Origin of the sequence: Qipengyuania mesophila, from assembly GCF_019711655.1 — a bacterium.
GTDB classification, from domain to species: Bacteria; Pseudomonadota; Alphaproteobacteria; order Sphingomonadales; family Sphingomonadaceae; genus Qipengyuania; species Qipengyuania mesophila.
In genome coordinates this window covers 191,003-209,842 of the sequence record NZ_JAIGNU010000004.1, presented here as the reverse complement: position 1 = coordinate 209,842, position 18,840 = coordinate 191,003, and the positions used below count along the sequence as shown (strand labels likewise).

Genomic DNA, 18,840 nt, shown 5'->3' with positions numbered 1-18,840 from the left:
ACGCTTTGGGCCCTGCGGGGTCAGCCTTCCAGCAAAGTGCGCGTCGCGTGCGCTACATCGGCTTGCCGCATCAGGCTCTCGCCGACGAGGAAGGAGCGTACGCCGCTCCGCGCGAGTCGCTGGCAGTCCGAATGCTTGGCGATGCCGCTTTCTCCCACGAGCAATGCGCCTTCGGGCGCGAGCCGCGCGAGCCTCTCGGTCGTCGCAAGGTCGGTGGTGAAAGTCCGCAAATCGCGATTGTTGACCCCGATCAGACGCGAGCGCAGCCGCGAAGCGCGTTCCATTTCGGCCTCGTCATGGACCTCGACCAGCACATCCATGCCCTGGTCGAAGGCGGCGGCCTCGATCTCGGCCATCAGCGTGTCGTCGAGCGCGGCGACAATGATCAGGATCGCGTCGGCACCGATCGCGCGGGCCTCGAGCACCTGCCAGGGATCGACCATGAAATCCTTGCGCAGCACCGGCAGCTCGCAGGCGGCGCGCGCTTCGACCAGATAGTCCTCGTGACCCTGGAAATAGGGGGCATCCGTCAGCACCGAGAGACAGGCTGCGCCGCCCTCGGTATAGGAACGGGCGTGGTCCGCAGGGTGAAAGTCTTCGCGAATCAAACCCTTGGAGGGCGATGCCTTCTTGACCTCCGCGATCAGCCCGAAGCCGTCCTGTTGGGCGCGGTCGAGCGCGGCGCGGAACCCTCTCGGCGCGGATTGGCCGGCGGCGAGCGCTCCCAGTTCGGCGAGCGACCGGGCCGCCTTGCGTGTCGCCACTTCCTCGCGCTTCGTCGCGCAGATTTCGTCGAGCTTGTTCATGTCACGCAGCCATTTCGATCCAGCGTTCGAGCAATTCCTTGGCCTTGCCCGAATCGAGCGCCTCGGCGGCGATCTCCGCGCCTTCGGTCCAGTCGTCGGTGCGTCCGGCGACGATCAGCGTCGCGGCGGCGTTGAACAGAACGGCGTCGCGATACGGGCCGGGCGCGCCCATCAGCAGTGCCTCCAGCGCCCGCGCATTATGCTGCGGATCGCCGCCCCGGATGGCCTCGACCGGCGCATGCGGCAGGTTCGCCTGCACCGCGACCACGCGGCGCATCTCGAAATCGTGATCAACGACGTCGGCCAGTTCGTTGCCGCCCGCAAGGCTGAGTTCGTCGAGCCCCTCGTCGCCCGAGGCGATGAAGGTGCGTTCGGTCCCCAGCTTGGCCTTGGCGGCGGCATAGATCGGGACATAGGCCGGCCGCGCGATGCCGATCAGCTGGCGCCGCACGCCGGCGGGGTTCGACAGCGGCCCCATCAAGTTGAAGATGGTGCGCACCCCGAGCGTCTGACGGATGGGCTGGATGCGGCCCATGGCGGGGTGGTGGTTCTTGGCGAAGAGGAAACAAATTCCCAGTTCCGCCAGTGTTTTCTCGGCGCTTCTTCCCGCCGCTTCCATGTCGAGGCCGAGCGCCTCGAGCGTATCGGCCGCGCCCGCCTTGCTGCTCGCCGCGCGGTTGCCGTGCTTCGCCACCGGCACGCCGCAGGCCGCCACGACGAGGCTGACGGCGGTCGAGACGTTGAGCGTGTGATGGCCGTCGCCGCCGGTGCCGCAGCAGTCGACCGTGCCTTCGGGGGCATCGACCGGAATCAGCCGCGCCCGCAGCGCCCGTGCCGCCCCGGCGATTTCGTCCGAGGTCTCGCTGCGCGCGGACATGTCGACGAGGAAGCGCGCGATCTCTTCTTCGGATGTCTCGCCGTCGAGGATCCAGCCAAAGATTTCCTCGGCCTCCGCCTCGCCGAGATGCTGCCTGGCGTCGGGGAGGCTCTTCATGCGGGGACCTTCGCGGCGATGCCGCAGATTTCGAGGAAATTGGCGAGCAGCGCATGGCCGTGCTCGGTAGCGATGCTCTCGGGATGGAACTGGACGCCGTGGATCGGCAGTTCGCGATGGCGGAAGCCCATCACGCTGCTGCCGTCGAGCCCGGGCGTCTCGCTGGTCGCATTGACCACGAGGCAGTCGGGAATGTCCTCGACGATGAGCGAGTGGTAGCGCGTCGCGGTATAGGGCGAGGGCAGCCCGGCGAAGACGCCGCTGCCGTCATGCGTCACGGGTGACGTCTTGCCGTGCATCAGTCCGCCGCGGGTCACGCGCCCGCCGAAATGCTGGCCGATCGCCTGGTGGCCGAGGCAGACGCCGAGCAGCGGCTTGCCCGCTTCGGCGCATGCCGCCACGAGGTCGAGGCTGACCCCCGCCTCATTCGGCGTGCAGGGGCCGGGCGAGATGAGATAGCCCGCATGGTCCGCCGCCAGGGCCTCGCGCGCCGAAATGGCGTCATTGCGCACCACCTCCACGCCGGCGCCCAGTTCCATCAGGTAATGGACGAGGTTGAAGGTGAAGCTGTCGTAATTGTCGATTACGAGGATGGAACGTCTGTCGGTCATGTTCCGGCGTCAATGAGGCGCTAGCGCCGGCCTTTCAAGCAAGGAAAGCTGCGAGACGCGAAACGTCCCTATGACGTCACGCCGTTTTGCCGGCCAGCTTGTCGGTCGCGCGCACGAGGCCGTCGACGATGCCCGGCTCGCTGGCGCTGTGGCCGGCATCGGGGACGATCCAGAGCTCGGCTTCGGGCCAGGCCTTCTTCAGCGCCCAGGCGGCGCTCGGCGGAGTGCAGATGTCGTGCCGCCCCTGGACGATGATCCCGGGGATGCCTGCGAGCTTGTCGACATTGGCGAGCAGCTGGTTCTCCTCGAGGAAGAAGTCCTCGAGGAAGAAGCGCGCGCAGATGCGGGCGAAGGGGACTGCCTTGGCCGGATCGCCGAAGCTTTCGAGCAGCGCCTCGTTGGGCAGCAGCGTGGCGACATTGCCTTCCCACAGCGACCATTCGCGCGCGGCGGCGAGGCGCGTCGCTTCGTCATCGCTGGTGAGGCGCTCGTAATAGGCGCGAACGAGATCGCCGCGTTCGTCCTCGGGGATGAGACCGGTGAACTGGTCCCATTGCTCGGCCATCACTTCGCTCGCGCCGTAGCTGTAGAGCCAGGTCCTTTCTTGCTGGCGGGCGAGGAAGACGCCGCGCAGCACCAGCTCGCTCACGCGTTCGGGATATTTCTGCGCATAGGCGAGCGCGAGCGTCGAACCCCAGCTGCCACCGAAGGCCTGCCATTTTTCGTGGCCACACATCTCGCGCAGGCGTTCGATATCATCGACGATTCGCCAGGTGTCGTTGTGCTCGATCTCGGCGAAGGGCAGCGACTTGCCGCAGCCGCGCTGGTCGAACAGCAGGACGTCGTAGAGCGCCGGGTCCCACTGGCGGCGATGATCGGGTGCCATGCCGCCGCCGGGACCGCCATGGAGGAAGACCGCGGGCTTTGCGCCGGGCGTGCCGACACGCTCCCAATAGAGCGAATGGCCCTCGCCGACATCGAGCATGCCGGTCTCGTAGGGTTCGATCTCGGGATAGAGCGTACGGCGGTCCTGGGTCATTCGCTGGCCTTCTTCCTGACGACGACGATGGGGCCGATCGGCGCGCCCGTATCGAGGCGCCCGGTCGAGGGGTTCCACAGAAGTGAAACCGTATCGTCCAGGAACAGAGCGTTCTTCACCTCGAGTTCGTTCCGGTAGAAGCGCGCGAGCTTGCCGAAGGAGATCGGAGCGTTCGAGATCACGAAATGCGCGCGCCCCTCGTCGTCGACGCCCACCGCATTGCGCACCAGCCGCGAGGGGCCGTCATGCGTGATCTGCGGGTGGATCTTGCCGTCGACCACCAGCATCGGGCCCGATTGCGTGCCGAATTGCGGGCGGTCGGTGACATTGGCGAGGAACCAGTCGGTTTCGCGCACCATCCACTTGCCATCGCTGCCATAGAAGACGCCGTTCGGCTTCATGTAGAAATTGCCCGACCCGGTGCCGGTGTCGAGCGTCTGCCGACGCTCGGCATTCTCGACGAAATAGCCGACCGGGGTGCCTTCGGAATCGAAGATCCCGGCATTCATCGCGAAGGCAATCGTCTCGCCGTCGCTCGCAGCGGCGAAGTCCTTGAGGCTGCGATAAGGCTTGCCGTTCGAGCCGAGCGCCATTTCGATCGTGTTGCGTTCGGGCACGGCAAGGCAATGGGTCAGCGGCGTGTCTTCGAAGATGATCGAGCGGCAGGCGCTTTCGACCTGGCTGGCGAGCGTTTCACTCGGGCTCGGCTCGGGCGAGGGCGCAGCATCCTCCGCCTTGCCGTCGATCCGAGCGCGGGCGACGGGCTCGCCCTCGGGCTGGGCTTCACAGGCAGTCAGCGCCAGCAGCGCCAGCGCGGCGATAGTCGTTTTCATTGGCCGAACCCGGGCTCCTTCGCGAGACGGACGGCTTCCTTCGCCGCGGCGAGCAGCGCGCCCGCCTTCGCTTCGCATTCTCTCTGTTCATAGGCGGGATCGCTGTCCGCGACTATCCCCGCGCCGGCCTGGACGTGCATCGTGCCGTCCTTGACCACCGCGGTACGCAGCACGATGCAGCTGTCGACCGAGCCGTCGGGCGCGAAATAGCCCACACCGCCGGCATAGGGCCCGCGCGTGGCGGGCTCGAGCTCGGCGATGATCTCGCAGGCGCGCACCTTGGGCGCACCGCTGACTGTGCCTGCGGGGAAGCCCGCGAAGAGCGCGTCGATTGCATCCTTCGCCGGGTCGACTCGGCCAGTGACATTGCTGACGATATGCATGACGTGGCTGTAGCGCTCGACGGTGAAGCTCTCGGTGACGGTGACGGTGCCGCATTCGGCGACGCGGCCGACGTCGTTGCGCCCGAGGTCGAGCAGCATCAAGTGCTCGGCGCGTTCCTTCGGGTCGGACAGCAGCTCCCGCTCGGCGAGCCGATCGGCGGCCGGCGTCGCGCCGCGCGGGCGGGTCCCGGCGATGGGTCGGATGGTGACCTCGCCGTCGCGCACGCGCACGAGGATTTCGGGGCTCGAACCGACGATGGCGAAGCCCGGCATGTCGAGGAAATAGAGGAAGGGCGAGGGATTGACCCGGCGCAGCGCACGATAGAGCGCCATCGGCGGCAGCGCGAATGGTGAGGTGAAGCGCTGCGACAGCACGACCTGGAAGATGTCGCCCGCTTCGATGTACTCCTTCGCCCGCAGCACCATCGCCGCATAGTCCTGCGCCGGCATCGTCGGGGCGAGGGCGGGGTCGGGATGCTGCGCGGCATCGGCCCTGTCGCCGGGTGTCGCGCGGGTTAGACGGCGCAGAACTTCGTCGATCCGCTCGCCCGCCTGCTCGATCGAACCGTCGCGCCATACCGGCGCGATGCAGAACAGCGCATCGCTGAGCCGGTCGAACACCAGCAGCACCGTGGGCCGCACGAACAGCATGTCGGGCAGTTCGAGCGGGTCCGCGGAAGGGCGCGGAAGCTTTTCGACTAGGCCGATGGTCTCGTAGCCGAAATGGCCGACGAGGCAGGCGAGGGCAGGGGGCAATTCCTCGGGCACTTCGCAGCGACAGGATTCGACCAGGGCCCTCAGGCTATCCAGCGTGCCCTGTTCGCAAGCGACGAAGGCATCTCGCGTCTGCCCCCATCTGGCATTGATCTCGCTACTCTCGCCCGTGGCGCGGAAGACGAGATCGGGGTCGAGCCCCAGGAGGCTGTAGCGCCCGCGGATCTCGCCGCCTTCGACCGATTCGAGCAGGAAATCTCCGCGCCCCGGTTCGAACAGCTTGAGCGCTGCGCCGACCGGGGTCTCGGTATCGGCAACGATTTCGCGCCACACTAGCGCAGGATTGCCTCGCGCCAGTGCCGCTTGTGCCCGTTCGACGCCTTTCAGGCCGCTACTCAAGCGCGCCTCAATTCCCGACCAGCTGCTTGCGCACGGCTTCGATCGCCGTCGGATTGCGCGAAACGCCCAGATCCTCGCGCATCGCACGACCGAACTGCTGGGCGTACTCGTCGCCGAGGAGCGGGCCCATCTGGCGGTGCGCCTGCGCGATCAGCGGATCGTCGTTGGCGATATCGTCCATCGCAATATCGTCGACCTTGATCACGAAGAAGCCGACATCGCCGCCCGCTTCGAGCTTCTTGGTCGTCCCCTCGGCCATGCTGAACAGCAGCGCGATCGGCGGCGGGATGCGACGCTCGCGCTGGCGGGCGAGATCTTCGCGGGTCATGTCGATCTTCTGGGCGGGAGGCACGCGACGGTCTTCGGCGGCCAGCGCCTCGCTGATCGACTTGCCTGCGCGAACGCGCGCCATGACCCGGTCGGCGGCCGCCTGAGCGGCCTTCATCCCTTCGGTCGCGCGCCAACGCGCCTCGACGAGCTTTGCGATCTCGTCGAAGGGAGCGGTCGCGGCAGGAACGATGTCGCTGACTTCGTAGACCAGATAGGTCTGCCCGCTTTCGACCGGCGCAATCTCGGGTTCTTCCACATCCATCTGGAATGCGGTGGAGAGCGCGGGACGCAGCACCTCGGGCACCGACTTGCCGGGCGAAGCGAAGATGCGACCGTCGGCAACCGCCGGTTCGGTGCTTTCGAGATCGAGATCGAGGTCCTTGGTGACTTCGGCCAGCGTCGCGCCATCGTCGAGCTGTTCTTCGATTTCGCTGGCGAGGTCGGCCAAGCCGCGAACGCGCTTTTCCTCGCGCAGCGCGGTCGCGATCTCGTCACGCACCTGGGCCAGCGTGCGCGCCGGGGTGGCGTCGATGGCATCGATGCGCGCGATGTGCCAGCCGAGCGGGCTGCGTGCCGGCTTGGTCATCGAGCCGCGCGCAGCGGCGAAATAGGCGGCGGCCACGGCAGGCGAGGCTTGGCCCGAGAGGCCTTCGCGCAATACATCGACGACCGGCGCGGCACGCAGGCCCGCCTCGCGCGCAACCGCTTCGAAGGACTCGCCGGCGACCACGCGCTTCCGAATGGCATCGGCGGCGGCTTCGGTCGGGACGATGACCTGCGTCACGTTGCGCGTTTCGCTGGCAGCATATTGCTTGGCGTCGCGCTTGTAGCGTGCGGCGATCTCCGCATCGGTCGGCTCGACCCGGTCGCCCAGCGCGTTCGAATCGAAAGTGGCGAAGCGGATCGTCCGGCGTTCGGGGCGGACGAAGGCATCGCGATTCTTCTGGTAATAGGCGCGCAGGACCTTGGGATCGGCCTTGCCGGTCGGCGCATAGGTCGCCGCTGGAAGCAGAGCGACCTCGCCCTTGCGGCGTTCCTTGAACAGCTGGGCATAGCGATAGGCCAGCTTGTCGGGAACGGTCGCGCCGAAGCCGGCGGGGATCAGCAATTGCTGCGACAGCAGGCCGACCCCGAGATCGTCGCGGACCTGTGCATCGGTAAGGCGTTGCTGCTGGAGCGTCTGCCGGTAGATATCCTCGCTGAAATTGCCATCGGGGCCGCGGAAGGCCGGGATCATGCGGATTTCGCTGTTGATCAGATTGTCGCCGACACGGACCCCGTGTTTTTCGGCATAGCCCTTGAGCGCGGCGCGGCCGATCAGGGCATCGAGCGCGCTATCGAGACCGCCTTCGCGCAGGAAGGCCTGCATCGTCGCGGTCGGTTGTTCCTGCCGCAGCCTTTCGAGGCCGTTATTGGCGCCCCGAACCAGGTCGGCGGTGGATATCTTTTCGTCCCCGACGACAGCCACCCGGTCCCCGCCGGCAATTCCGCCGAATGCGCCGCTGCCGGAAACATCGGCGCTGGCAAAGGCGAGGGCGATCAGACCGAGGAAGGCCAGCGAGATCGCGAGGCCGAGCTTGGTCTTGAAGAAATTGCGGAAGAACTGGAACATGGCGTGCGGGCTATCCCGTATCTGGCGGCTGTCGATCAGGCGGGGCCTGGTTGGGTTGGGGCGCTTTATCCGCCCTGCGACCTCCCGGCAACAGGTTGCAAAGGGTTTTGACGTGCGATCAAACCTTGTCTAGCGGAGCCAATCCCACGCCCGGTATAGCGGGCGACAGATTCAGATAATTCGCAGGACTTACCCATGGCCGAACGGCCCTATATCGTCGGAAACTGGAAAATGAACGGCACGCGCGCGATGCTTTCCGAAGCACGCGCCATCGACCGTGCCGCACAGCGCTACATGAAGGTGGAGGTCGCGGTGGCGCCGCCCTACACCTTGATTCACGCGGTCCACAAGGAGGCCGAGCAGATCGGCGTCGGCGCACAGGACTGCCATCCCGGTGCGGAAGGCGCGCACACCGGCGACATCAATGCCTCGATGATTGCCGATGCGGGTGCGAAGTTCGTCATCCTCGGTCACAGCGAACGGCGCCAGGACCATGGCGAGACCGACGAACTGATCAATGCCAAGATCGAATCCGCGCTCGATGCAGGCCTGCGGGTGATCCTGTGCTGCGGCGAAACGCTCGAAACGCGCGATGCAGGCGAGGCGGAGGCCTTCGTGCTCGCGCAGCTGAAGGCGGCGCTGCCCGCATTCCAGGATCCCGCCGAGCGGCTGACGATCGCCTACGAGCCGATCTGGGCGATCGGTACCGGGCGCACCGCGACCCCCGACGACATCGCCGCGATGCATGGGGCGATCCGCGGCCTGCTCGACGAGACCTACGGTGCGGAAGCCTCGGCGCAGGTGCGCATTCTCTACGGCGGTTCGGTCAAGCCGGACAATGCACGCGAAATCCTCGCGACGCCCGAAGTCGGCGGCGCGCTGGTTGGCGGCGCCAGCCTTTCGGCCGAGAACTTTCTCGGCATCGTGGTCGGCGCTTCGGAGGCCGAAGAGGTCTGATCCCGCCACGCTTGCCGTTTGCCGCGCGCGTGCCTAAATGCGCGTGAACCCCGCTACCGCAGTTCCAAGAGTATCCGCATGTTCCTGTTTCTCACCGTCGTCCAGGCGATCGTCGCAGCCGCGCTTGTCGGCGTCATCCTGATGCAGCGCTCCGAAGGGGGTGGCCTCGGTGTCGGCGGCAGCCCCTCGGGCATGCTGAGCGCGCGCGGTGCGGCGGACTTTCTGACCCGTTCGACCAAGTGGCTAGCGGTGGCTTTCGTGGTGCTGTCGATCGCGCTTGCCGCGGTCGCGGTTGAAACCACCGGCAGCGACGCCATCGAATCGACGCTTGACCGGACGGTGGCTCCGGCGGCCCCGGCCGACCCGCTTGGCCCGGCCACGACTGGCGAAGGCGCCCCGGCCGGCGACGACCCGCTGGCCGACGTAGCCGAATAACCCAACCTCCGTTGCAGGCCTGTGGATTGCGCCGCGTACGCGGCGCGATTTGCATGTGTTTGTGCTTGCCCCGACTCAACCCTTCAGCTTAAGGCCCGACTCCCATGGCGCGGTATATCTTTATCACCGGCGGCGTGGTCTCCTCGCTTGGCAAAGGTCTCATGGCAGCATCGCTCGCTGCCCTCCTTCAGGCGCGTGGCTACAAGGTCCGCATCCGGAAATTCGACCCCTATCTCAACGTCGATCCGGGGACGATGTCTCCGTATCAGCACGGCGAGGTCTACGTCACCGACGACGGGGCCGAAACCGACCTCGACCTCGGCCATTATGAGCGCTTCACCGGCGTGTCGGCGCATCAGGGCGACAACATTACCTCGGGCCGGATCTACCAGGACATCATCGCCAAGGAGCGCCGCGGCGACTATCTCGGCGCGACCGTGCAGGTGGTCCCGCACGTTACCGACGAGATCAAGGCCTTCGCGCTCGCCGGGCAGGACGATCATGACTTCATCCTCTGCGAGATCGGCGGCACGGTCGGCGACATCGAGGGCCTGCCCTTCATGGAGGCGATCCGCCAGCTGCGGAACGAGCTCGAACCGTGGCAGACGCTCAGCGTCCATGTCACGCTGGTGCCCTATATCGCCGCGGCGGGCGAGCTGAAAACCAAACCGACGCAGCACTCGGTGCGCGAACTCGCCAGTCTGGGGATCAAGCCCGACGTGCTGCTGTGCCGCGCCGAGCATCCGATCCCCGACAGCGAACGCCAGAAGATCGCCAATTTCTGCAACGTGCGCAAGGAAGCGGTCATCCCCGCGCTCGATGCGCCGTCGATCTACTCGGTGCCGCTGCAGTATCACGGCGAGGGTCTCGATACCGAGGTGCTCCGCGCCTTCGGCATCACCGATGCGCCCGATCCCGACCTGTCGCGCTGGTACGATGTGGTCGACCGCCATTCGAACCCCGAGGGCGAGGTCACGATCGGCGTTGTCGGCAAATATGTCGGCCTGCAGGATGCGTACAAGTCACTCAACGAGGCGCTGGTCCACGGCGGCATGGCCCACCGGGTCAAGGTCAACATCAAGTGGATCGACGCCGAGGTCTTCGAGAGCGACGATGCCGAGATCGCCGCGCGGCTCGAGCCGATGCATGCGATCCTCGTGCCCGGCGGTTTCGGCGAACGCGGCAGCGAGGGCAAGATCGCGGCGGTCCGCTTCGCCCGCGAACGCAAGGTGCCCTTCCTGGGGATCTGCCTCGGCATGCAGATGGCCTGCATCGAGGCGGCGCGTACGGCGGGCTTCGCCAAGGCGAGCTCGACCGAATTCGGCGAGACCGAGGAACCCGTGGTCGGCATCATCACCGAATGGATGACCGAAGAGGGACTGCAGACCCGCGAAGCCGGGGGCGATCTCGGTGGCACGATGCGGCTCGGCGCCTATGACGCGAAGCTGGCTGCGAACAGCCATGTCTCGAGCATCTATGGCGGCGCGACGACGATTTCGGAGCGCCATCGCCATCGCTACGAGGTCAACGGCGCCTATGTCGATCCGCTCGAAAAGCAGGGCCTGATCTTCTCTGGCATGTCGCCCGACGGACTGCTGCCCGAAATCGTCGAGCGGCCCGACCATCCGTGGTTCGTCGGTGTGCAATTCCACCCCGAACTCAAGTCGAAGCCCTTCGATCCGCATCCGCTGTTCGCGGGTTTCGTCGGCGCGGCGCTCGAGCAGGCCCGCCTCGTCTGAGCCGACCTGTCAGCGAATTTTCCTAAACCGCTGATTTCCTTGACGAGGGAGTCGCAGGCGCTTGTAGCCTTGCGACAAAATCCGCACACGCTGCGCTGGCGGGTTTATCTTTTGTTATATCTGATGCAGGATGCACCGCATTCCCGCTCCAAAGGCGTGAATTCACGAGACAACGCTTCGCCCGCAAGCGGTGGGGCTTGCCTCGATGACGGTCGTCTTCTGCGACCCGGACGGTCGATTTCGAGGTTAGGCGGCGTCATGCGTCGCGGGGGCGGAACCCAAGTTCCGCCCCCTATTCGTTTCCAGTTCTGAAGAAGATCGAAAACGCTCAGGCGGCCTTGCTGTCGCCGTCGTCCTCGTCGCCCTTGACCACTTCGAGCGGCTGCTGGCCGCCGATGGCGATCTTCTTGGGCTTCATCGCCTCGGGCACTTCGCGCACCAGGTCGATCACCAGGAGGCCATCGGCGAGGTCGGCATTGGCGACCCGGACGTAGTCGGCCAGTTCGAACCGGCGCTCGAAGCCGCGATTGGCAATGCCGACATGCAGCATTTCACCTTCGGCGACCTCGTCGCGCTTGCGGCCGGTGACCACGAGCAGGTTCTGCTGCGCGACGATGTCGAGGTCGCTCTTGCGGAAGCCGGCCACGGCCAGCGTGATGCGATAGTCGTCATCGCCGCGGCGCTCGATGTTGAAGGGGGGGTAATTGTCGCCGCCGGCGCCGCGCGCCTGCCGTTCCATCAGGTCGAACACACGGTCGAAGCCGACGGTGGAGCGACGGAAGGGGGTAAGGTCCATACGGTTCATCGAAACAAATCCTCTTGTGAGCGATTCTATCAGGGCGGGGCCCGCATTCGGCACCCCGTCGCCGCCACGATCATCGTGGCGACACCTTCGAGATAGGCGCACCGTTTGGGCTTTCAAGTGCCTGTTGCGCGCGCTAGTTTCGCGCTTGAATACAAGAGGAATTCCATGAGCCAGCCCCAGGTCGACATCTACACGAAGTTCGGTTGCGGATACTGCTTCCGCGCCAAGCGCCTGCTCGACCAGAAGGGGGTCGACTACACCGAATTCGACATCACGCTGGGCGGACCGAAACGCGAGGAGATGCTCCAGCGCGCGCCCAATGCGATGACGGTACCGCAGATTTTCATCGGCGAAACGCATGTCGGCGGGTCCGACGATCTCGCCGCGCTCGAACGCGAGGGCAGGCTCGACGCGCTGCTCGGCGGCTGATGCCGCGTATTGCCGTCCTCCAGATGACCGCGGGGATCGATCCCGCGGACAATGCGCGCGTGCTGGCCGAGGCGGTCGCACAGGCAGCGCAGGGCGGCGCGACGATGCTCTTCACGCCCGAGATGTCGGGGATGCTCGATCGCGACCGCAAGCGCGCCGCTTCGTCGATCATTCCCGAAGAGGATTCGCCGGTGCTCGCGAAGGTCCGCGAATCCGCGCGAGAGCATGGCATATGGGTCTCGCTGGGGTCGCTCGCGCTCGACACCGGCGCCGGGCGCTGGGCCAACCGCGCCTTCGTGATCGATCCCGCAGGCGCGATCATGGCCAGATACGACAAGATCCATATGTTCGATGTCGACCTCGACAGCGGCGAGAGCTGGCGCGAATCCAACGCCTATCAGCCCGGTTCTCAGCTCGTCACCGTGCCCGGAACACCGGTCGGCACGCTCGGGCTGACGATCTGCTACGACATCCGCTTTCCGGCGCTGTTCGACGCGCTTGGCCGTCAGGGCTGCGACGTCATTGCCATCCCCGCCGCTTTCACCGTCCCGACTGGGACGGCCCATTGGCATGTTCTCCAGCGTGCCCGTGCAATCGAGGCGAGCGCTTTCGTGGTCGCTGCGGCACAGGTCGGCGAGCATGAGGACGGGCGCCGCACCTATGGCCACAGCCTTGTCGTCGATCCCTGGGGCGACGTTCTGCTCGACATGGGCGGCGAGAAGCCTGGCCTCGGCTTCTGCGACATCGATCTGGCGCGGATCGCAGAGGTGCGCGCGCAGGTGCCGAGCCTTGCCAACCGCCGCGAAATCGCCAAATAGGCCCCGCAATGATCGTGTTCGACCTATCCTGCAGCCATGGCCACCGTTTCGAGGGCTGGTTCGGCTCGTCCGACGATTTCGCCGAGCAGAAGGCGGGCGGACTGATCGAATGCCCGACCTGCGGCTGCGACGAGGTGGGCAAAGCGCCCATGGCGCCTTCGGTACCGGCAAAGGGCAATGCGCGCGCCGAGAGCAGCGGCGAGACACGGCAGATGACCACCGGCGACATGCCGTCTGCTGTGAAGAAGGCTCTCGAAGGGCTCGCCAAGGCGCAGGCCAAGGCGCTCGAGACAAGCACCTGGGTCGGCGACCGTTTTGCGGAAAAGGCCCGCGAGATGCACTATGGCGAGACCGACGAGGCACCGATCCACGGTCGCGCCACGCGTGATCAGGCGGAGGAACTTTCGGCCGAGGGCATTGCCGTCGCCCCGCTGCTCGTGCCGGTGGCTCCGCCCGACGAACTCAACTGATTGCCTCGCGGCGGCGAGCCGCTATACGGGGCCGCAATGCGCCCGTAGCTCAGTAGGATAGAGCATCAGATTCCTAATCTGGGGGCCACAGGTTCGAATCCTGTCGGGCGCACCACAACAGGCGGTCCTGCGAGGGGCCGCCTGTTGTGGTTCGACGCCTCGGGATCGGACCTTTTCGGAGTCGAAGCGCAGCGGAGACGGCGCCGCAGGCGCCAATCCTGTCGGGCGCACCACTATCTGCCGAAGCGGCGGGCGGTCATCGCCAACGCGGTGAGCAGCAGCGAGCACAGGCCCATCAGCGCGCAGGTCCCGGCCCAGCCGAAGGCGTCGTACACTGCGGTGCCTGCAAAGCTCCCGATCCCGCCGCCGACGAACATGATCACGACATAGACCGTCGTCAGGCGGGTGCGGACCGCGGGATCGAGCGCGAGGAAGGTCATCCTTCCGGTGACATCGATGCCCGGGCCGACGAGATTGGTGACGAACAGCGGCAGGAGGAGCGTCCAGAGCGATCCGCTCAGTGGATAGAGCAGGGCGATCCCCGCGAGCTGGATCAGCGCGAAGATCACGCGCGCCCACCGCGGTCCGACATGGTCCGCCCACCGTCCCAGCCGAGGCGTGGAGACGATGCTTACCGCCGCCAGCCCGGCAAGATAGCCGACGGTATCGGTGCCATAGCCCATCTGCGGCGAGGTGAGATAGAGCGCGAGGCCGAGCCACACCGCGATGAACTGGCCGAAGTTGAGCGCCTGGATCGCGCCAGAGATCGCGATCTCGCGGTGACGGGCGATCAGCGGAAAGACCGACATCAGCAGCGCGGGATAGGATTGCCTGTCGCTCGCGGACCGTTCTCCGCCTTCCATCAGTCGGGGAAGGGCGAGCGTCACTGCGAGCATCAGCGCGGTGGCCAGCCAGTAGACCGAACGCCAGCCGAGATGCTCGGCCATGACACCGGCGCCGACGCGCGCGACGAGGATCCCCAGGATGACCCCGGCGGCGAGCTTGGCGGTGACCTGCCCGAGGCGTTCGGGCGCGACCCGCTTCGAGGCATAGGCGGGCAGCAAATAGGGCGCGATGGTGAAATAACCGAGCAGGGTGGAGCCGATCACGAAGAGGGTGAAGCCCTGCGCCAGCGTCATGATGGCCAGCGACGCGGTCTGCCCTGCGGCGAAGGCGATGGTCAGCCGGCGGTTGGAAATGCGGTCGCCGAGCGGCAGGAGCATGAAGATGCCGAGCGCCAGCGCCAGCTGGTTGAGCGCGGGAACCAGCCCGATGCGCGCATGGCTGACACCGAAATGGTCGGCGACCTCTCCGATGATCGGGTGGATGTAATATGCATTGGCGGTGACCACCGCGGCGGCGATGGCGAGCGAAGTTTCCTGCGCGCCGGTCAGTCGCGCAGTGTCGTTCAAGCCAAGTGTCCGATCGATTGCGGCACGACGGGTTCCCGGTGAAAGATCGGGGAAATCCCGTCTTGATTCGAAACCTTAAGGAGTCTTTCGGCGCGTGTCACCCAGCAGGCTGACCGGGACGGTCTCCTTGAAGGTATGGGTGACATAGGGGAAGGGGATCTCGATCCCGGCCTCATCGAGCCCCGCCTTGATCGCGCGGACGACCTTGTCCCGGCTTTCCCATCCGGCACGCGGGGCGGAACCGGCCCACCAGCGCACGAGGAAGTCGACCGAGCTCGAATTGAATTCCTGCGCGAAGATATCGATGCCCTTGCTGGCGAGGACGTCCTCGACATCCTCGACCGCGCGGCGGATCACCTCGGCGGCGTGATCGAGCTGCGTGTCGTATGACACGCCGACCACCACCTCGTGGCGCCGTTCGTCGACATCGGTGAGGATTTCCACCGGGTTCTTGAAGAGGATCGAATTGGGCACGACGGTCAGCTCACCCGACAGCTTGCGGACATGCGTTTCGCGCAGGGTGATGTGCTCGACCTTGCCGGCGATGCCCTCGCACTCGATGACGTCGCCGATGCGCATCTTCTCGCGCAGCATGATCAAGACGCCGGCGAGGAAGTTCTCGAAAATGTCCTGGAAGGCGAAGCCGATCGCCACCGCACCGATGCCGAGCCCGGCGAGCAGGCTGGAAGGGGTCAGGTCGGGCATGACCACGATCGCGGCTACGAACAGGCCAAACAGCCAGATCCCGAGCTTGACCAGCGTGTCGATGAGCGTCTTGAGGCTGGCCCTGATTTCGGTCCGCCCGACGATCATGTCGGAAATGCGCACGGCAAAACGCGCGACGATCCATGTCAGCAGGACGATGAAGAAGGCGATTGCGAGGCTGGGAAGGCTGGCGACGAAACCCTCGCCCATCTCGCGCAGCTGTTCGCGCAGCGTACCGATGTAATTCACGTGTGCGGAACTCCCTTTGCGCTGCAACGCAACACAAAGGGTGAGGTTCCTTCCGCCCGGCGCTTAGCTGTGGCCGTGCTCCTTGCGCGCGAGCTCGTGCAGCCAGTCGGCGTGGCGGGGCGCCTTCTTGGTCTGGCTCCATTCGTCGAGCATCAGCGGGGCGACGCGCTTGAGTTCGGCATATTGCTCTTCGGTGCCGATATCGGCCGCCAGTTCCACGCGATGGCCATTGGGATCAAAGAAATAGATCGACTTGAAGATGCCGTGATGCGTCGGACCGAGGACGTCGATCCCGAGGCTTTCGACATGCTCCTTGGCGGCCAGCAATTCCTCTTCGCTGCCGACCTTGAAGGCGAGGTGCTGGACCCAGGCGGGCGTGTTCTCGTCGCGGCCCATGTCCTTCTGGTTCGGCAGTTCGAAAAAGGCGAGGATGTTGCCGTTCCCTGCGTCGAGGAAGACGTGCATGTAGGGATCGTAGTCTCCGGTCGAGGGCACATGGTCCTCGGCAAAGGCGGTGGTGTAGTCCATGCCGAGGACCTTGCCGTACCATTCGACGGTCTCTTTGGCGTCCTTGCAGCGGTAGGCGGCGTGGTGGACGCCGCCCAGCTTCACGGGATGGTTGGCGACGTCGCTCATTCCGCCGGCTCCGCTTCGACCGTCTTCGCCTCGTCGACGCTCAGCACGCCGCGCTTGATCTGGTCGCGCTCCATGCTTTCGAACAGCGCCTTGAAATTGCCTTCGCCGAAGCCTTCGTCGCCCTTGCGCTGGATGAATTCGAAGAACACCGGGCCGACCTGAGCCTCGGCGAAGATCTGCAGCAGCAGGCGGGGCTGGCCGCCTTCGGTCGTACCGTCGAGCAGGATTCCGCGCGCCTTGAGCTCGTCGACCGGTTCGCCGTGATCGGGAAGGCGTTCGGGCAGCATTTCGTAATAGGTTTCGGGCGGCGCGGTCATGAACGGCACGCCGAGTTGCTTCAGATTATCCCAGCAGCCCACGAGGTCGTCGCAGATCAGCGCGATGTGCTGGATGCCTTCTCCGTTGAATTCCTTGAGGAATTCTTCGATCTGGCCCTTGCCCCCTTCGCCTTCCTCGTTGAGCGGGATGCGGATCTTTCCGTCGGGCGCGGTCAGCGCTTTCGAGGTCAGGCCGGTGTATTCGCCCTTGATGTCGAAGAAGCGGATTTCGCGGAAGTTGAACAGCGTCTCGTAATAGTCCGCCCAGTACTTCATGCGGCCGTTGTAGACGTTGTGGGTGAGGTGATCGATCACGTTGAAGCCGGCGCCGACCGGGTGCTTCTCGACGCCGGGCAGATATTCGAAGTCGATGTCGTAGATCGACAGGCCATTGCCCTCGGCATCCTGGTAGCGGTCGATCAGATAGACGATCGCGCCGCCGATGCCGCGGATCGCGGGGATGTGAAGTTCCATCGGGCCGGTCTGGACGGCGACGGGTTCGGCGCCGCGCTCGAGTAGTTCGGCATAGGCCTTGCGCGCGTCACGGACGCGGAAACCCATGCCGCAGGCGGAAGGCCCATGTTCGCGGGCGAAGAACCACGCGGCGCTCTTGGGTTCGTAGTTGAGGATCAGATTGATCTGGCCCTGGCGCCACAGGTCGACGTCCTTCGACCGGTGCGTCGCCACATGGGTGAAGCCCATCGCCTTGAAAACCGGCTCGATCACTCCCTTTTCAGGGGCGCAGAATTCGACGAATTCGAAGCCGTCGAGACCGATGGGGTTTTCGAAGAGATCGGGCATTTCAATCCTCTGGAATTATGTTGGTTGGCTCGGGAAAATAGTTACACTTGATACCGTCTCGTGTCAAGGTCGGCTCCTGTCTGGCGGGACGCATGGTTCCGATTGCGCGACGGCACGATGCTTGGCATCCTCCCACCCGGAGGAGAGCGGGCATGTTCGAGACGAACAAGGGCATCAACCACATCGCGCTGGTATGCCGCGACATGAAGCAGACGGTCGATTTCTACACCGGCGTGCTGGGCATGCCGCTGGTCAAGACCGTGCAACTGCCCGACGGCGGGCAGCACTTCTTCTTCGATTGCGGGGGTGGGGCGAGCGTCGCCTTCTTCTGGTGGAAGGATGCGCCGGCCATGGCGCCGGGCATCGCCTCGGTGAAGAATTTCCCATACGATTCCAAGACGGCGGTCGGGTCGATGAACCACATCGCCTTCAATATGGACGAGGCCGACCTCGAGGCAGCGCTCGACAAGCTCGAGTCCGCCGGCGTCCCGCACACGCACGCCGTGGTCAATCACGATGACAGCCACGCTGGCGTCGCGAGGGACGTGCACGAGGGCGTCTTCGTCCGCTCGGTCTATTTCACCGATCCCAACGGCATCATGATGGAATTCGCCGCCTTCACCCGGAAGTTCACTCCAGAGGACGTGCGGCACGAACCCGCCACGATGGATGCCTGATGCCGCGGCTGCGCGAAGTCCCGCGGGCTGAAGCCGATGCGGAGGTCACGCTGCCGCTCTACAATTTCCTCTTCGGCGAGCGCGATCCGGTGGCGGAGCCGGGCACCTCCACCGGGACGCCGGGTGATTGGTGGACCGTCTTCGCCAATTCGCCCGCTACGCTGAAACACGCGGCGCAGGGCTTTGCCTACTACCGCAGCCCCGAGCGCAAGATCGATCCGGTGCTGCGCGAACTCGGGCAAGCCTGGGCAGGCTGGGCTTGCGGCAGCCAGTTCGTCTTCTCGCAGCATTGCAAGTCGCTGAGAGGGCTGGGCGCGTCGGAGGACAAGATCGCGGCCTTGCCGCACTGGCAGGCAAGCGAGCTGTTCGACGCGCGCGAGCGCCTGGTGCTGGCCTATGCCGATCGCCTGGTGATGCATCACGGCCGCGTTCCCGAGGTGCTGTTCGCGCAGCTGCGCGAGGCCTTCACCGACGAGGAAATCCTCGAGCTGACCTACATCACCTGCCTCTATTTCATGCATGGGGTGATGAGCCGCGCGCTGCGGACCGAATACGACGATCGCGACGAACCGATCACCGAAGTCGACGCGCCTGAGGACTTTTCGCCGCAGGCCTTCGCAAATAGCTGAAGCGCCCGGAATCCCTCGCAGTTTGCGCTTGCGCGGCGGG

The 18,840-nt window shown here is 65.5% G+C and carries 20 protein-coding genes and 1 tRNA gene; 9 read left to right on the top strand and 12 right to left on the bottom strand.

All coding sequences use genetic code 11. The features are described from left to right. Window positions 1–20: 20 nt before the first annotated feature. From trpC to K3181_RS15215, 7 genes are all read right to left on the bottom strand, one after another. Window positions 21–806: an indole-3-glycerol phosphate synthase TrpC gene (gene trpC / locus K3181_RS15245; RefSeq protein ID WP_221603979.1), complete on the bottom strand. Its 786-nt coding sequence runs from the start codon at window positions 804–806 to the stop codon at window positions 21–23. A 1-nt stretch (window position 807) separates the two neighbouring features. Continuing rightward, window positions 808–1,800, bottom strand: a complete 993-nt coding sequence (gene trpD, locus K3181_RS15240; protein WP_221603978.1) for an anthranilate phosphoribosyltransferase — start codon at window positions 1,798–1,800, stop codon at window positions 808–810. After that, entirely contained in the window at window positions 1,797–2,411 is a 615-nt protein-coding gene (locus K3181_RS15235; protein ID WP_221603977.1) for an anthranilate synthase component II, read from the bottom strand. The genes trpD and K3181_RS15235 overlap by 4 nt, the downstream gene beginning before the upstream one ends. Window positions 2,412–2,487: 76 nt before the next feature. Beyond that, window positions 2,488–3,450 carry a prolyl aminopeptidase gene (gene pip / locus K3181_RS15230; RefSeq protein WP_221603976.1) on the bottom strand — a complete coding sequence of 321 codons (963 nt, stop codon included), beginning with the start codon at window positions 3,448–3,450 and terminating at the stop codon, window positions 2,488–2,490. Beyond that, the gene (locus K3181_RS15225; RefSeq protein WP_221603975.1) at window positions 3,447–4,283 is read right to left on the bottom strand and encodes a phosphodiester glycosidase family protein; all 837 of its coding nucleotides are present in this window, start codon (window positions 4,281–4,283) and stop codon (window positions 3,447–3,449) included. The genes pip and K3181_RS15225 overlap by 4 nt, the downstream gene beginning before the upstream one ends. After that, complete coding sequence (trpE, locus tag K3181_RS15220; RefSeq protein WP_221603974.1) at window positions 4,280–5,779, bottom strand: anthranilate synthase component I; 1,500 nt, start codon at window positions 5,777–5,779, stop codon at window positions 4,280–4,282. Before trpE ends, K3181_RS15225 begins: the two co-directional genes overlap by 4 nt. Before the next feature lie 7 nt (window positions 5,780–5,786). Then, entirely contained in the window at window positions 5,787–7,721 is a 1,935-nt protein-coding gene (locus K3181_RS15215) for a peptidylprolyl isomerase (protein WP_221603973.1), read from the bottom strand. Window positions 7,722–7,916: 195 nt separating this feature from the next. Between K3181_RS15215 and tpiA the strand changes: the two genes are divergently transcribed. The 3 genes from tpiA to pyrG all read left to right on the top strand — a co-directional run bounded on the left by tpiA (window position 7,917) and on the right by pyrG (window position 10,852). Next, complete coding sequence (gene tpiA / locus K3181_RS15210; RefSeq protein ID WP_221603972.1) at window positions 7,917–8,678, top strand: triose-phosphate isomerase; 762 nt, start codon at window positions 7,917–7,919, stop codon at window positions 8,676–8,678. Between the two features lie 78 nt (window positions 8,679–8,756). Further along, a complete protein-coding gene (secG, locus tag K3181_RS15205; RefSeq protein WP_221603971.1) occupies window positions 8,757–9,113 on the top strand; it encodes a preprotein translocase subunit SecG in 357 nt (118 codons plus the stop codon). 104 nt (window positions 9,114–9,217) lie between these two features. Next, window positions 9,218–10,852: a CTP synthase gene (pyrG, locus tag K3181_RS15200; RefSeq protein WP_221603970.1), complete on the top strand. Its 1,635-nt coding sequence runs from the start codon at window positions 9,218–9,220 to the stop codon at window positions 10,850–10,852. Between the two features lie 328 nt (window positions 10,853–11,180). Here the strand turns inward: pyrG and K3181_RS15195 are convergent, their stop codons facing one another. After that, window positions 11,181–11,657, bottom strand: coding sequence for an Hsp20 family protein (locus K3181_RS15195; RefSeq protein WP_221603969.1), 477 nt, complete (start codon window positions 11,655–11,657; stop codon window positions 11,181–11,183). Between the two features lie 165 nt (window positions 11,658–11,822). Between K3181_RS15195 and grxC the strand changes: the two genes are divergently transcribed. From grxC to K3181_RS15175, 4 genes are all read left to right on the top strand, one after another. After that, window positions 11,823–12,086: a glutaredoxin 3 gene (grxC, locus tag K3181_RS15190; RefSeq protein WP_221603968.1), complete on the top strand. Its 264-nt coding sequence runs from the start codon at window positions 11,823–11,825 to the stop codon at window positions 12,084–12,086. Then, the gene (locus K3181_RS15185; RefSeq protein WP_221603967.1) at window positions 12,086–12,904 is read left to right on the top strand and encodes a carbon-nitrogen hydrolase family protein; all 819 of its coding nucleotides are present in this window, start codon (window positions 12,086–12,088) and stop codon (window positions 12,902–12,904) included. Before grxC ends, K3181_RS15185 begins: the two co-directional genes overlap by 1 nt. Before the next feature lie 8 nt (window positions 12,905–12,912). Further along, on the top strand, window positions 12,913–13,374 hold the full coding sequence (locus K3181_RS15180) for a DUF1178 family protein (RefSeq protein ID WP_221603966.1): 462 nt from the start codon (window positions 12,913–12,915) through the stop codon (window positions 13,372–13,374). Window positions 13,375–13,412: 38 nt separating this feature from the next. Next, window positions 13,413–13,489: transfer RNA gene (locus K3181_RS15175), tRNA-Arg, on the top strand. A 118-nt stretch (window positions 13,490–13,607) separates the two neighbouring features. Here the strand turns inward: K3181_RS15175 and K3181_RS15170 are convergent. From K3181_RS15170 to hppD, 4 genes are all read right to left on the bottom strand, one after another. Then, entirely contained in the window at window positions 13,608–14,786 is a 1,179-nt protein-coding gene (locus K3181_RS15170) for an MFS transporter (RefSeq protein WP_221603965.1), read from the bottom strand. Between the two features lie 75 nt (window positions 14,787–14,861). After that, a complete protein-coding gene (locus tag K3181_RS15165; RefSeq protein WP_345725521.1) occupies window positions 14,862–15,740 on the bottom strand; it encodes a mechanosensitive ion channel family protein in 879 nt (292 codons plus the stop codon). Window positions 15,741–15,803: 63 nt separating this feature from the next. After that, complete coding sequence (locus tag K3181_RS15160) at window positions 15,804–16,376, bottom strand: VOC family protein (protein ID WP_221603964.1); 573 nt, start codon at window positions 16,374–16,376, stop codon at window positions 15,804–15,806. Continuing rightward, a complete protein-coding gene (hppD, locus tag K3181_RS15155; RefSeq protein ID WP_221603963.1) occupies window positions 16,373–17,494 on the bottom strand; it encodes a 4-hydroxyphenylpyruvate dioxygenase in 1,122 nt (373 codons plus the stop codon). The genes K3181_RS15160 and hppD overlap by 4 nt, the downstream gene beginning before the upstream one ends. Window positions 17,495–17,646: 152 nt before the next feature. Here hppD and K3181_RS15150 point away from each other — a divergent pair, with 152 nt between their 5' ends. Next, entirely contained in the window at window positions 17,647–18,171 is a 525-nt protein-coding gene (locus K3181_RS15150) for a VOC family protein (RefSeq protein WP_221603962.1), read from the top strand. After that, the gene (locus K3181_RS15145; protein ID WP_221603961.1) at window positions 18,171–18,800 is read left to right on the top strand and encodes a carboxymuconolactone decarboxylase family protein; all 630 of its coding nucleotides are present in this window, start codon (window positions 18,171–18,173) and stop codon (window positions 18,798–18,800) included. Before K3181_RS15150 ends, K3181_RS15145 begins: the two co-directional genes overlap by 1 nt. The last annotated feature ends 40 nt before the right edge of the window (window positions 18,801–18,840 follow it).

Coding starts and splice junctions, on each gene's coding strand:
- trpC (WP_221603979.1), bottom strand. CDS start 806: ATGAACAAGCTCGACGAAATCTGCGCGACGAAGCGCGAGGAAGTGGCG.
- trpD (WP_221603978.1), bottom strand. CDS start 1,800: ATGAAGAGCCTCCCCGACGCCAGGCAGCATCTCGGCGAGGCGGAGGCC.
- K3181_RS15235 (WP_221603977.1), bottom strand. CDS start 2,411: ATGACCGACAGACGTTCCATCCTCGTAATCGACAATTACGACAGCTTC.
- pip (WP_221603976.1), bottom strand. CDS start 3,450: ATGACCCAGGACCGCCGTACGCTCTATCCCGAGATCGAACCCTACGAG.
- K3181_RS15225 (WP_221603975.1), bottom strand. CDS start 4,283: ATGAAAACGACTATCGCCGCGCTGGCGCTGCTGGCGCTGACTGCCTGT.
- K3181_RS15215 (WP_221603973.1), bottom strand. CDS start 7,721: ATGTTCCAGTTCTTCCGCAATTTCTTCAAGACCAAGCTCGGCCTCGCG.
- tpiA (WP_221603972.1), top strand. CDS start 7,917: ATGGCCGAACGGCCCTATATCGTCGGAAACTGGAAAATGAACGGCACG.
- secG (WP_221603971.1), top strand. CDS start 8,757: ATGTTCCTGTTTCTCACCGTCGTCCAGGCGATCGTCGCAGCCGCGCTT.
- pyrG (WP_221603970.1), top strand. CDS start 9,218: ATGGCGCGGTATATCTTTATCACCGGCGGCGTGGTCTCCTCGCTTGGC.
- K3181_RS15195 (WP_221603969.1), bottom strand. CDS start 11,657: ATGAACCGTATGGACCTTACCCCCTTCCGTCGCTCCACCGTCGGCTTC.
- grxC (WP_221603968.1), top strand. CDS start 11,823: ATGAGCCAGCCCCAGGTCGACATCTACACGAAGTTCGGTTGCGGATAC.
- K3181_RS15185 (WP_221603967.1), top strand. CDS start 12,086: ATGCCGCGTATTGCCGTCCTCCAGATGACCGCGGGGATCGATCCCGCG.
- K3181_RS15180 (WP_221603966.1), top strand. CDS start 12,913: ATGATCGTGTTCGACCTATCCTGCAGCCATGGCCACCGTTTCGAGGGC.
- K3181_RS15160 (WP_221603964.1), bottom strand. CDS start 16,376: ATGAGCGACGTCGCCAACCATCCCGTGAAGCTGGGCGGCGTCCACCAC.
- hppD (WP_221603963.1), bottom strand. CDS start 17,494: ATGCCCGATCTCTTCGAAAACCCCATCGGTCTCGACGGCTTCGAATTC.
- K3181_RS15150 (WP_221603962.1), top strand. CDS start 17,647: ATGTTCGAGACGAACAAGGGCATCAACCACATCGCGCTGGTATGCCGC.
- K3181_RS15145 (WP_221603961.1), top strand. CDS start 18,171: ATGCCGCGGCTGCGCGAAGTCCCGCGGGCTGAAGCCGATGCGGAGGTC.